This window comes from Streptococcaceae bacterium ESL0729 (assembly GCA_029391995.1).
Classification (GTDB): Bacteria; Bacillota; Bacilli; order Lactobacillales; family Streptococcaceae; genus Floricoccus.
This window is the reverse complement of sequence record CP113924.1, coordinates 716691-729589: the sequence shown is the minus strand read 5'-3', so window position 1 is coordinate 729589 and position 12899 is coordinate 716691. Positions and strand designations below refer to the sequence as shown.

The 12899-nt window shown below is 39.0% G+C and carries 16 protein-coding genes and 1 other annotated feature; all 16 genes read right to left on the bottom strand.

Features of this window, described 5'->3' with window-relative positions; genetic code table 11:
- Positions 1–160 precede the first annotated feature (160 nt).
- Positions 161–1966 carry a heavy metal translocating P-type ATPase gene (locus OZX68_03695; protein WEV60041.1) on the bottom strand — a complete coding sequence of 602 codons (1806 nt, stop codon included), beginning with the start codon at positions 1964–1966 and terminating at the stop codon, positions 161–163.
- A 230-nt stretch (positions 1967–2196) separates the two neighbouring features.
- Complete coding sequence (gene rplL, locus OZX68_03690; protein ID WEV60040.1) at positions 2197–2559, bottom strand: 50S ribosomal protein L7/L12; 363 nt, start codon at positions 2557–2559, stop codon at positions 2197–2199.
- 62 nt (positions 2560–2621) lie between these two features.
- Positions 2622–3122, bottom strand: coding sequence for a 50S ribosomal protein L10 (gene rplJ / locus OZX68_03685; GenBank protein WEV60039.1), 501 nt, complete (start codon positions 3120–3122; stop codon positions 2622–2624).
- A 24-nt stretch (positions 3123–3146) separates the two neighbouring features.
- Positions 3147–3281: a sequence feature (ribosomal protein L10 leader region), on the bottom strand.
- A gap of 97 nt (positions 3282–3378) precedes the next feature.
- Positions 3379–4605 (bottom strand): DUF1015 family protein, encoded by a 1227-nt coding sequence (locus OZX68_03680; GenBank protein ID WEV60038.1) that lies wholly within the window; start codon positions 4603–4605, stop codon positions 3379–3381.
- A 1-nt stretch (position 4606) separates the two neighbouring features.
- The gene (locus OZX68_03675) at positions 4607–5785 is read right to left on the bottom strand and encodes a 3-phosphoglycerate dehydrogenase family protein (GenBank protein WEV61341.1); all 1179 of its coding nucleotides are present in this window, start codon (positions 5783–5785) and stop codon (positions 4607–4609) included.
- The gene (gene serC, locus OZX68_03670; protein ID WEV61340.1) at positions 5786–6871 is read right to left on the bottom strand and encodes a 3-phosphoserine/phosphohydroxythreonine transaminase; all 1086 of its coding nucleotides are present in this window, start codon (positions 6869–6871) and stop codon (positions 5786–5788) included.
- Positions 6872–7059: 188 nt separating this feature from the next.
- Entirely contained in the window at positions 7060–7263 is a 204-nt protein-coding gene (locus OZX68_03665) for a hypothetical protein (protein WEV61339.1), read from the bottom strand.
- A gap of 216 nt (positions 7264–7479) precedes the next feature.
- On the bottom strand, positions 7480–7722 hold the full coding sequence (locus OZX68_03660; protein WEV61338.1) for a CPCC family cysteine-rich protein: 243 nt from the start codon (positions 7720–7722) through the stop codon (positions 7480–7482).
- Between the two features lie 33 nt (positions 7723–7755).
- A complete protein-coding gene (locus OZX68_03655; GenBank protein ID WEV61337.1) occupies positions 7756–8190 on the bottom strand; it encodes a hypothetical protein in 435 nt (144 codons plus the stop codon).
- On the bottom strand, positions 8177–8332 hold the full coding sequence (locus tag OZX68_03650) for a DUF6275 family protein (protein WEV61336.1): 156 nt from the start codon (positions 8330–8332) through the stop codon (positions 8177–8179). Before OZX68_03650 ends, OZX68_03655 begins: the two co-directional genes overlap by 14 nt.
- Positions 8333–8386: 54 nt before the next feature.
- A complete protein-coding gene (locus OZX68_03645) occupies positions 8387–8638 on the bottom strand; it encodes a hypothetical protein (GenBank protein WEV61335.1) in 252 nt (83 codons plus the stop codon).
- Entirely contained in the window at positions 8631–9095 is a 465-nt protein-coding gene (locus tag OZX68_03640) for a hypothetical protein (protein ID WEV61334.1), read from the bottom strand. Before OZX68_03640 ends, OZX68_03645 begins: the two co-directional genes overlap by 8 nt.
- A gap of 573 nt (positions 9096–9668) precedes the next feature.
- Positions 9669–10427 carry an ABC transporter ATP-binding protein gene (locus OZX68_03635; protein ID WEV61333.1) on the bottom strand — a complete coding sequence of 253 codons (759 nt, stop codon included), beginning with the start codon at positions 10425–10427 and terminating at the stop codon, positions 9669–9671.
- Complete coding sequence (locus tag OZX68_03630) at positions 10411–11289, bottom strand: ABC transporter permease (GenBank protein WEV61332.1); 879 nt, start codon at positions 11287–11289, stop codon at positions 10411–10413. Before OZX68_03630 ends, OZX68_03635 begins: the two co-directional genes overlap by 17 nt.
- Before the next feature lie 69 nt (positions 11290–11358).
- Positions 11359–12342 carry a tryptophan ABC transporter substrate-binding protein gene (gene trpX / locus OZX68_03625; protein WEV61331.1) on the bottom strand — a complete coding sequence of 328 codons (984 nt, stop codon included), beginning with the start codon at positions 12340–12342 and terminating at the stop codon, positions 11359–11361.
- 20 nt (positions 12343–12362) lie between these two features.
- Positions 12363–12848, bottom strand: coding sequence for a hypothetical protein (locus tag OZX68_03620; GenBank protein ID WEV61330.1), 486 nt, complete (start codon positions 12846–12848; stop codon positions 12363–12365).
- Between the last annotated feature and the right edge of the window lie 51 nt (positions 12849–12899).

Here is a 12899-nt window from a genome sequence, read left to right as displayed (position 1 = left end):
TTCCTAATCCCAACTACTAATAAGCTAGAAATTAAAATGTCATCTAAGAAAAAAGAAAACCCAGTAAGGAATTTATCTGCTGGGTTTTCTTATCTATCTTAGGTATTTTTACTTAATTCTTTTATAAGGTATTTTTTGCCATATCAATTAAAATATTTCCTTATTTCCTGTCTTTCAAGGCTGTTAAGGCATGGAGGATGGTTATGGTGTCAACAACTTCCTGCAGGCAGGCTCCAACAATGGCTGGAATTAGTCCTGTACTTGCGACAAGCATCAGGATTATACAGATTGAAATCCCAATCCAAACACTTTGTCTAGCGATATTCATGGTGTCACGGCTGATTGTGATTGATTTAACTAAACTAGATAGGTCATTTTTAAGGATGACAAGGTCAGCACTTTCGCTGGCTATGGTTGAATCTCCCTTGCTACCAATGGCCACACCAACGTCTGCAAAGGCAAGGGATGGGGCATCATTTATTCCGTCTCCGACCATCATAGTTGGTTTTTGATCAGCAGGTGTCTTCTTAATGATATCAAGCTTCTCTTCGGGCATAAGCTCCCCGTAAAATTTGGGGATACCAAGCTCTCCAGCAACTTTTGAGGCAACAGTTTTGTCATCACCTGTAAGCATGATGACATTTTTGATGTCAAGTTGGCCTGTCATGTCACTGATAACTTCCTTGGCATCGGGCCTTAACTCATCTGTGAAGATAATTTTTCCAATGTATCTGCCATCTTCTGAAAGATAAACGCTTGTTGAGGCATCTGGGGCTGTTTTAAGACCAATAAAGCTATCGCGGCCAATCTTATAGCTTTTTCCTTGTACTTGACCTGTAAGCCCTTCTCCTGCAATCTCCTTAAGGTTATCGGCCTGAGGAAGCTCTAAATTCCTATCCCTGGCTCCTTTAATAATCGACTGAGAAAGAATATGGTTACTAGCCTCTTCAAGGCTTGCAGCCACCTTTAAAAGGTCATCTTGGCTGTAATTATCAGCTGCAGGGATTATTTGATCAATGGCCATATCTCCCTTGGTAAGAGTTCCTGTTTTATCAAAATAGGCAGTTTTGATGGCTGCAAGTTTTTCAATAACGGTACCATTTTTGACCAGAACATTGTTCCTTGAAAGCCGGCTCATTCCTGCAATAAAGGCTATGGGAGCTGCTAAAATCAAAGGACAGGGACTTGCTACCACCAAAACTTCAACAAAGCGGTGGACATCTTTAGTAAAAATCCAAGCTAGTCCGGCAATTGTATAGGAAATAATGGTAAAGGGAACAGCATATTGGTCAGCCATTCTTACAAAGTGGGCTGGTTTATCCTTAATGTCTTGAACAAGGGAAACAATTTGCTGATATTTTGAATCCTTAGCAAGCTTGCTTGCCTGAATTAAGACTTTAGCGTCACCATTAATCGACCCTGAGAGGACTTCTTGATTTTTCCCAATCTTAACGGGCTTACTCTCTCCCGTAAGAGATGATTGGTCAAATTCTCCTTCAGCTGATAGAAGCTTCCCGTCAACTGGAACCAGTTCAAGAGGCTTAACAAGAAGGGTGTCGCCAACCTTGATTTCTGTGACATCAATATCTTTAATTTGACCATCACTAGTTTGCAGGTGAGCCCTGACAGGACTCTTTGAAATCAGTAAGTCAAGCTCACGGCTGGCCCTGTGAGCTGCATAGTCCTCCAAAGAATCTCCGCCAACAAGCATTACAATAATGATAAGACTTGCCCAGTACTCCCCAATGGCCAAGGTTGACAATATTGCCGTAATGGCTAAGATATCGACCCCGTAAGAACCTGATTTAATGGTTTTTATCATCCCAATAAACATCGATCCAGCCAACAAAAGTCCAACGACTGTGACTATGAGCTCAGCCAGACCATTATTATGGAGGACAAACCTGCTAAAGAGGGCAATAATTGCTACTACAAATACTAGAATAAGTTTTTGCCAATTTTTCATTTTTTCTCCTTTTCATATGATTTTTTTAACATATATCCTATTTATCTATAGTAAATTAAGTGCCCATTTAAAGTCAAGAATGAGATAAGGCCAGTGTCTAGGGTCTTTTACAGCTTTGTCAAGGAGTTTTTACAAAAAACACAAAAAGAACACCAATGAGTCTTAATGGGATTTTTTGGTACAAAAAAAGAAGAACACGAGGTTCTTCTTTTTCAAAATCTAAGAAAAGATTATTTAAGTGTAACTGCTCCACCAGCAGCTTCGATTTTTTCTTTGATTTCTTCAGCTTCGTCTTTAGATGCACCTTCTTTAAGCATTGCAGGAGCTCCATCAACAAGTTCTTTAGCTTCTTTAAGTCCAAGACCTGTGATTTCACGTACAGCTTTGATAACTGCAACTTTTTTATCTCCAGCAGAGATAAGTTCAACGTCGAAGTCAGTTTTTTCTTCAGCGGCAGCAGCAGGTCCAGCAGCAGCTACAGGCGCAGCAGCTGATACACCAAATTCTTCTTCGATTGCTTTTACAAGATCGTTAAGTTCTAAGATTGTTGCTTCTTTAATTTCAGCAATAATGTTTTCAATGTTTAATGCCATTGTTATTCTCCTATTTTTTAAATTTTAATATGCGTAGTTATTTTTAAACCAAAAGTCTAAAATTATGCCACGTCTTCTTTTGATTCTGCCACGGCGTTGATAGCGTATGCCACGTTGCGGACAGGAGCTTGAAGTACTGAAAGTAGCATAGATAGTAATCCTTCGCGTCCTGGTAGAGATGCGATTGCAGCAATTTCTTCTTTTGAAGAGATTTGTCCGTCGATTACACCAGCTTTAATTTCTAGTGCGTCAGCAGTTTTTGCGAATTCGCTAAGGATTTTAGCAGGTGCGATTGCATCTTCATTTGAGAATGCTACAGCACTTGGTCCTACGAAAGATTCAGCAAGTTCGTTAAGTCCAGCTTTCTCAGCTGCACGACGTAGAATTGAGTTTTTAACTACTTTGAATTCAACACCAGCTTCACGTAATTGTTTACGTAATACAGTATCTTGCTCAACAGTAAGTCCACGTGAATCTGCAACTACAACACTTGTAGCGTCAGCAAATTTTTGTGCATAAACTTCAACTAGTTCTGCTTTTTTAGCAATTGTTGCTTCACTCATTTTTTTACCTCCATTATTATTTCTGTGGGCAAAATAAAACCCTCTTGCCCAAGACATAGAGAGTACAAAAAATATCATTTATTTCATCGATAATCTTCGTCCTCGGTAGGAATTACGGATTGCTCCCCCTACTGTCTTTGGTACGGTTGTTATTAAACCTTTGTTATATTAACATGGAAAAACGCATTTGGCAAGTCTTTTTTTGCAAAAAAATAAAAAAATTAACCAAAAAGGCTAATTTTTTATTACTGGTAAGCTATCTGGTTTCCAAATCATGTAGGAAAAGGCCTGATAAAAGCTTGGGTTCAAACCAGGTTGACTTAGGTGGCATGATGAGTCCTGCGTCAGCTACCTCTAATAGGTCCTTCATCTGTGTTGGATACATGGCAAAGGCTAAATCCCACTCACCTGAATCAACTAATTTAACAAGTTCCGCACTTCCTCTGATTCCTCCAACAAAGTCAATCCTCTTATCACTTCTAATATCCTCAATACCAAATATATCATGAAAGACTTTGGCCTGTAAGTAGGAAACATCTAGTCCATCAACTGGATCATCTGCTAGAAGCTCTTTTTTAATGGTCAATTGATACCATTTACCAGCCAGGTACATGTTTATAACTCCTGCTTCTTCAGGTTTAGTTGATTCAGTTTCTTTTATATCAAAGGATTGAGCCAGCTGCTCCATGAAGTCAACTGGTAAATCAACCTTTAAAACACGGTTGTATTCTAAGATTTCAAGCTCCTGATCTGGGAAAAGAATGGAAAGGAAGTAATCACTTTCAGGGCTTCCTTGTCCTGCTTCCCTTTTTTCAATCCCAACCTTGACTGCTGACTCTGTCCTGTGGTGACCGTCCGCTATATAAAGGCTTGCGACCTGACTAAAGGCTTCTTCTAAGTCAGTAATAATTTGGGGGTCATCTAGGAGCCAAACCTGGTGGTTGACATCATAGTAACTTGAAAAATCATAGATGGGAGCATGAGCTTTCTTCCAGTCATTGATGATTGTACTTATAGTAGGCAGCCCCCTATAGGTTAAAAAGATGGGACTTGTATTGGCATCAGTTGCCTTAATGTGATTAATCCGGTCAATTTCTTTTTCATGGCGGGTATATTCATGCTTCTTGATTTTCCCATCAATATAGTCATCAATTGAGGTTGTGGCAACTAGTCCCGTCTGAGCCCTTCCGTTCATGGTTAGCTGATAGATATAGTATTTGTTACTTTCGTCTTGAATAAACCAGCCCTTGTCCTTGAAGGAAGTAAGCTTGTCATCAGCTTCTTTATAGACCTTGTCATCATAGGGTGACAAATCTTCTGGCAGGTCAATCTCAGCCTTATCTATATGGAAGAATGAATAGGGATTACCTTCAGCAAGCTCTTTAGCCTCCAAAGAAGATACAACGTCATAGGGAAGGCTTGCGACCTTAGAAGCCAGCTCCTCATTTGGTCTAATTGCTTTAAATGCTTTTACTTGAACCACCTTAAACCTCCTTATTTTTAATGGCACGGACTCTGATAATATTCTCATCTTGGCCTAATTTTTCAATTATTTTTTCAATCTTATCATCAGAACTGTTGGCTATATCAACTAGAGTATAGGCATATTCTCCCTTACCCCTATTAACCATGTTGTCGATATTAATCTCTTCCTGGGCAATTAAAGAAGAGATGACCCCAAGCATGTTGGGAATGTTTTTGTTAATAATGGTTAAACGGTAGGGTGATTGGAAGTCCATCTCGACATTAGGAAAATTGACAGAGTTCTTGATGTTACCAGTTTCGAGGAATTTTTTGAGGGTTGAGGCAGCCATTTTGGCACAGTTGACCTCAGCTTCTTCAGTCGATGCACCTAGATGTGGGAGGACCAAGACCTTATCTGCTTGGATTAGCCTTGGGTCAGCAAAGTCTGAGATATATTCTGAAATCATGTTAGCTTCCAAGGCTTCAATGACTTCTTCAACATTTACAATCTCGCCACGAGAAAAATTAAGAAGGCTTGCTGATTCTTTCATCATAGAAAGCTCCTCTAGACCAATTAAATCTCTGGTTGAGTCTAAAAGAGGGACGTGAATGGTAACGAAATCGCTATTTTTTAAGACCTCGGCCATACTTTTAGCCCTTTTGACCCGCCTTGAGATAGACCAGGCAACATCTACTGATACATGAGGATCATATCCTGTTACGTCCATCCCAAGCCTGTAGGCATCATTTGCGACCATGGCCCCGATTGACCCAAGGCCGATAACGCCTAGCTTTTTACCTAAAAGCTCATGTCCTGCAAATTGCTTCTTATTGTCTTCAACCTGCTTTTCAGTGTCCTCGCCCTTAAGGGTTTTAACCCAGTTGGCCCCCTGGAGGATGGGGCGAACACTCAAAAGAAGACTGGCAAGGACCAGCTCCTTAACGGCATTAGCATTGGCTCCTGGTGTATTAAAGACAACAATTCCCTTATCGCTACAAAGGTCAACAGGGATATTATTAGTCCCAGCACCTGCCCTTGCCACAGCAAGAGTAGACTTTGGAAAGTCATAGTCCTTTAGATTTTGACTTCTAAGGATGATTCCATCTGGCTGGTCACTTTTATTAATTTGATAGCGTCTTTTATCAAATTTATCCAGTCCCTCCTGGGCAATGGCATTAAAGGTTTTTAAATTGTACATCTATTTCTCCCTATTTTCTTCTTCAAATTCTTTCATAAAATCAACTAGAGCAAGAACACCCTCATAAGGAAAGGCGTTGTAAAGGCTGGCCCTCATCCCACCGACTGATCTGTGCCCCTTTAGGTTTTCAAAACCTCTTTTTTTAGCTTCCTCATTGAATTTTTTATCAAGCTCAGCATCCCCTGTAATAAAGGGAATATTGGTTATTGAGCGAAAGCGTACATCAACGGGACTTTGGTAAAAGTCACTTGAATCAATGTAGTCATAGAGGATTTTGGCCTTTTCTTGGTCCTTTTTAAGGATATTTTCAAGTCCCCCTAAGCCGTCTAGCCACTCAAAGACAAGTCCTGCCACATAGATAGCATATGTCGGAGGTGTGTTGTACATAGAGTCATTTTCGGCTAATACGCTGTAGTCAAGCATGGGTGGTAGATTCAAATCATCTTTTATTAAATCTTCTCTAATAATGACAAGTGTCAGCCCTGCAGGACCAATATTTTTTTGAGCTCCTGCATAGATTAGTCCAAAATCTTCCACCTGATAGTCATTGGCTAAGATATTTGATGACATGTCAGCCACTAGAGGCACCCTACCAGTGTCTGGAATCTCCTTGTAGGCAATCCCTCCAATGGTTTCATTGGTCGTGATATGAAGGTAGCGAGCATCCTGGTCAATCTTTTGAGGGTCAATCTGCGGCACGTAAGTAAAATTCTTATCCTCACTCGTTGCGATGACCTCCACCTGGACATTATCTAATTCCTTGGCTGCTGCGATGGCTTTTTTAGCCCAAGCTCCCGTATTGACATAAAGGGCCTTGCCATTTTGGGCAAGATTAAGAGGAATCATTGTGAACTGAAGGCTTGCTCCCCCCTGGAGGAAAAGAACCTTATAGTTATCTGGAATATTCATTAATTTTCTGAGTAAATCTTCCGCACCCTTGATAATGTCTTCAAAGAGTTTGGAGCGGTGACTTAATTCCATCACGGACATTTGGCTAGCTTTATAGTTAAGAAGCTCCTCTTGAGCTTTTTTTAAAACATCTTCTGGTAAAACTGCTGGACCGGCTGAAAAATTATAAGTCGTCATAGTAATTTCCTCTTCTTGTTTATTAATGAACTTAATATTCATTTAAAATATCATATCATGTAATCACATATTTTCAAAGAATTTACATTATTCTAAATTTATAGAAAATTTTACTGAAAGATTTGAAACATTAGCAAGGTAAATAAAAAACCACGCCCAAAGGGTGGTTAAAGTAAAATATCCAAAAACTAAAGTTCTTCCTTCAGCTCTCTTGCATAATCGGTTAACTTGATGGCATTGTCAAAAGACATCTTTTTGAGTTCTGTTTTCCCAGTATTCCAGCGGCTAATAGTTGTATCTCCTATTCCAGTAGCCTTACCTATCCTATAAGCTGTTTGATTTTCCAAAAGCCACTTAATAAGTTGGATATCCGCAATCTCATTTTTTCTCATTTTCAATCCTTTCTTTTTCTAAGGTTAACTTAATAATTTGAATTATAAAAACAACCAAAAGATCACTTATCAAAATTGTATATATGTTATTTCCCACCACGTCTATTATACCATCTTTGGCAATCTTTTAAAAACGTGTACACACGATGATTCTTTTTGTACTTTGTTCAAGGCATAAAAAAAGCACTCGGCTTATGCCAGTGCTAACCTATTTTGTTATCTAATTGGTAAACCTTGCTTGTAAGCTTCCTGTGCTTCAACTAATTTCATTTTGTTGGGGCCACCGTCGATATTTGTTTCACCAGTATTTTGCCACCCGCAATTGTCACAAATATCATATACAGCCGTCATAGTACCACACACCGGACAATTTACATACTCTTCTCCGTCAATCCATTTTACTTTTTGAATTTCTGGTGTCTCGCTCTTTATTCTTTTCAAAATAATCAACTCCCTCATCTGGTTTAAATAACGTAGTAATACTTCCTTTAATTAAATTACCCAGACTAAATATATTTTTTCTTTATCGTAGCGTACACGTCTTCCGTTATACTCATAACCCAATATTTTATCTGAAATAGGTTCAGCTAGTAGATTAACAGCTTTATTTATATACTCTTCTTTAGAAATATTCCCGAACTCTTTTCCATGGGTTTTGTAATGTCCATTAAGCGATTTTTCACTAGGGAAATTAGAATTACTCCATTTTATGAAATCACGGTAATTCTGCATTAATTCCTTGTACTTACTATCACCATTATACCTAATATTTCGGTATTCCTCCAATGTTTTGGGTGCTGATTTACCTAAAATATTCTTGACTTCTCGGTACTTCGTACGGTCACGCTCAAGATCGCTATAATATTGAGTTTTATTCTTTTCCCTGACATCGGGGTTTTTATTGTACTTCTCTCTAAGGAGTACCAAATAGGCCTTTGTGATTCTGAATAGTCTTGCAGTACCAAACTGTGTAAATGTCTTCAGGCGTTACTAGGTCTTCTCGTTCAGTTACTCTTACATAGTTACTGATTTCTTTCTTTACTTTTTCAATAAATTCTTCTGTGTTCATTGCATTCGTCCTCCTGACTGCACAAAAAAAGCACTTAGCTCATGCTAGTGCTTGTTAGTCTGGAGTGAACCATGTTTCAGGATACGAATCCTTTTTTATAAAACCATGGATTGCACGCCTTACTTTAGAATGCGTTGACTTAAACCAGGGATGTTCATCGTTTTTAATAACCTTATAACTAAGGTCGGATTTTTTAACCGAAATTATACCATGAATCCCCTCATCAGAAAAATCACCAAGATCAGAAAGATAGTAGTCATAAATAATTTCTTTATCTGTTACTTTATTCTTTTTTAAATCAATCACCGCCACTCCTCCTGTCTTTCCATTCGTCTAATTCTTCCAAATAATTATAGGTCTTATTTGTTAACCTATGAGCATCATTGTAAATCATATTCGGATTCGCTCTCATAATTTTTGACTCTAACAATTCATGCTTAATCATAGTTAAGTCGTGAGATTCGGGCTTTCCTGCAAAAATCCTTGAAAAGGACTGGGCTATATCATAGTCAGGATCAAACATCCCAATTTTTCCCACTTCAAGAAGATGGTCATCCCTAAAAACATGTTGGTAAACTTGGAGGGCATCCTTCAGCGGAACACCTCCATTCTTTGAGATAAGCCCCGCCGCATCCATGTCCTTTCTTTGAGCAAACTGGATATACATCTTCTTTCCCAATGCTTCTTTATGACCAATTGACTCAAAAGCATCAAATTCTTTGCCATACCTATTAAGAGCTCCACTTGCCTTAATTTTCGGCATTTTAAAAGCTTCAGGAACCTGCTCTTTTTTGTCTCAACTCTATCATTTTTTCTATTATCTTGCCATTCCTTTGACCAAATATTTTGCTTTCTATTTTTATCTGGTTTATATTCAGTCACGCACCTACAACGTTCATGTCTCCTAAACACATCTTTAGGCATACCGTAAGGATAATCATAGCTGCCAGCAAGGTTAGCACACCAATCGCAAGCATGTCCTGATGTCCTCCTAACAATAAGCGGTCTTAAACCAACCTTTGAATGAAAACGAGCGTTGGCCTCAATAGTATCATCTACAACAGATTGGCTGAAATTTACAATAGGTTCTCCTAACATCCACGAAACATCTGAAAAAGTGTCGCCTGTAGTTAGTTTATCTACAATTCCCTTGGCCCTTTCAGCATTAAATTCAGGATTTTGAGCCTGTAAACTTATACCTGATTAGATATATAGGTTTGGGTCAATTGCTAATCTACTTGCTGTGCCTAGTAATATTTAAGCTAGTCCAAAGAAAAAAACTTACAATTTAGGATTTGGATAGAAAACTAAAAACGTTCGCTTTGCGAACGTTTTTTTACTCAAATATCTGATAAAAGTCCTGAATGCTTAGCTTAGCTTTTTCCTGACTGTTCAAGTCCTGGGCGATTTTTCCGTCCTGCATGACTAGGAGGCGATTGCCGTATTTTAGGGCATCTTCCATATGATGGGTAATCATAAGGGCTGTTAGTTGGTCTTTTTTGACCAGTTCATCAGTAAGCTTCATTAAGGACTTACTTGTTTTCGGATCAAGGGCTGCTGTATGTTCATCCAAGAGTAGAAGATCTGGTTTTTTAATGGTTGCCATAAGAAGACTTAGGGCCTGCCTTTGACCGCCTGAAAGATTTCCTGCTGGCGTATCAATGTGTTTTTCAAGGCCATTGCCGATTTTTGAGGCCAATTCAGTAAACTCTTTTTTATAGCTTGCAAGTCGTCTGGGCACAAGTCGTCTTTTTTCACCTCGAAGTCTTGCCACAGCTAGATTTTCAGCCAATGTCATTCGGGGAGCTGTTCCCATCTTAGGATCTTGAAAGACCCTTGAAATGTATTTGGCCCGAACTTCAGGTGTTTTTTTGGTCATATCCTCACCCATGATGAAGACCTGGCCGCTTGTAAGAGTCAGATTTCCAGCAATGGTATTAAAGAGAGTAGACTTACCAGCACCATTTCCCCCAAGGACTGTAATGAAGTCACCCTGGTTAATGGTCAAGTTTACTTGATCTAGGATTACCTTTTGTTCATCGCTACCATTATCAACTATCTTGGTCGCGTTTTTTAACTCAATTATTGCCTGCATTTATCTTGACCCCCTTGAAAAATTTGTCCTTTAATGTTGGGATAATTAGACAGATGGCAAGGATGATTGCACTGAATAATTTTAGGTAGTTGGTATTGAAGCCTAAGCGAATAATCAGCATGATAATGATTTGGTAGAAAATACTTCCAATCACAATGGCCATTAAACGCTCAAGTAAGCTTACATTGGCAAAGAAGACCTCTCCAATGATAATACTTGCAAGACCGATTACAATGACTCCAATTCCCTTGTTAATGTCAGCATAGCCGTCACTTTGGCTTATAAGGCCACCAGCAAGACCTATGATACCATTTGACAAAACAAGGCCTAAAAGCTCCATCTTACCTGTATTAATCCCTAAAGATTGGGCCATGTCTGAATTGTCTCCAGTGGCTACAAAGGCCTGGCCTAAATTGGTATTTAGGAAGAAAATCATAAGGCCAATGACAAAAGTTGCAGCCAAAAGTCCAAGAACCAAGATTGCAAGGTCTGGGTTTTCAAAGGGTAGGTAGTCCTGCAGGCGTTTATTGTCTAAAAGGCCCAAATTAGCCCGTCCCATAATCATAAGCATGATGGAATTACAAGAAGTCATAACAAGAATACCTGCTAGAAGGGTTGGAACCCGCCCTTTGGTATATAAAAGGCCTGTAGTAAGTCCTGCAAGAGCTCCTGCTAAAAAGGCCGCAAGAGTTGAGATGACTGGGTTAAAACCATGGCTAATCATGGTTACAGCGACAGCCCCTCCGAGGGGAAAAGAACCTTCTGCGGTCATATCAGGAAAGTTTAAAATCCTGAAGGTCAGGTATATTCCAAGCCCTAAGATGGCCCACAATAAACCTTGATTGATGGTTGATAAAATCATAAATTATCCTCTGTGTTCTTACTTGATTTATTAGGAAAAACTCGCGATTAAGGTCACGAGTTTTATCTTTTATTTTACCTTGTCAGCCTCAGCCAGTAATTTTTCTGGTAGGGTAATGCCAAGTTTTTGTGCTGCATCTTCATTGACAACTGGCTTAACTTCGCTAAATTCTTCAACTGGAAGACTTGAAATTTTTTCTCCCTTAAGAACCTTGGCAGCCATTTTTCCAGTAGCCTTACCAAGATCGTATTGGTTAATGGCTACAGCTGCTAGACCACCTTGTTCAACCATGGTATCAACACTTGGGAAGACAGGTTTCTTGGCCTTGTTGGCAATGTTAATAACTGTTGGAAAGGCACTAGCTACAGTGTTATCCATCGGTGTGTAGAAGGCATCAACCTTAGAGCTTGCGACCTCCATGGTTGCTGAGATTTCATTTGTTGAAGGTACCGCATACTCAATGACCTCAATACCAGAAGCTTCTGCTGCTTTTTTAAATTCAGCCACCTGTGACTTAGAATTATCCTCGCTACTTGAGTAAAGGACACCCACAGTCTTAAGATCTGGTAGGACCTCCTTCATAAGGTCAAGCTGCTTGTCCACAGGGAACTTGTCTGATACACCTGTAATATTCTTATCAGGTTTTTCAAGATTACTGATAAGTTTAGCTCCCACAGGGTCACTTACAGCACCCATAATGATTGGAATACTTGTTGTTGCGTTAGCAAGGCTTTGGGCAGCTGGGGTTGCAATCCCAATTAAGGCATCATTTTTCTGGGCTACAAGCTCCTTACTCATGGTTTGGAGTTTGCTTTGGTCTCCTTCACCGTTTAAAAAGTTAATCTTAATATCCTTAAAACCTGATTCAGCCAGACCATCTTTGACTCCCTTATATATTTCATCAAGAGCTGGATGGGTTACAAACTGTAAAACACCGATTTGCTGCTTATCATCTTTTGCTTCCTTCTTCTTATTAAGCTGGGGCAGGATAAGGGCACCCAAGGTAAGGATTACCAGACCAAGGACGGTAAAGACTAGTTTCTTGTTTTTCATAGTTTTCTCCTAAATTCTTCCTATTGTAATGACATTTTATTAAGCTTGTCAGCAAAATCCTGATCAAGGTTGCTTGAAAGGTCAAAGTAAATTACCTTTGTTTTCTTGTCTCCCTCAAAGAAAACAACAGGGATTTTATTATCCATATCAACCTTTAAATCTTCAACTAGCTTATTGGGGTAAATTTCCTCGTAAATATAGATCTTACGGTTTAATTTAGTATTCCCCTTGCTTTGGCTGACATAATCATAAAATTTTTGATTTAAAGCCTCATTCTTGGGGTTTATAAAAATAACTGTTGTAGCTAGATTATTATCTAAAAGCTGGCTGATGTCTTGGGTGGAAATGTCTTCAATCTTATCATTGGTCGCAACATTTAATATGGCATCAAGTTGCTCGGCCCTGATATTTTTTCTGAAACTTGGAATCAAAAATAGAAAAATAAGTATCAAAATTCCTAAAACAAGCTTCAAATCTCTTGAAAGTTTCCTCGCATCGGTTCTCAAATCATCCTTCTCCCTCCTAAAATAACTAGAAAATTACTAATTTCCTAATTA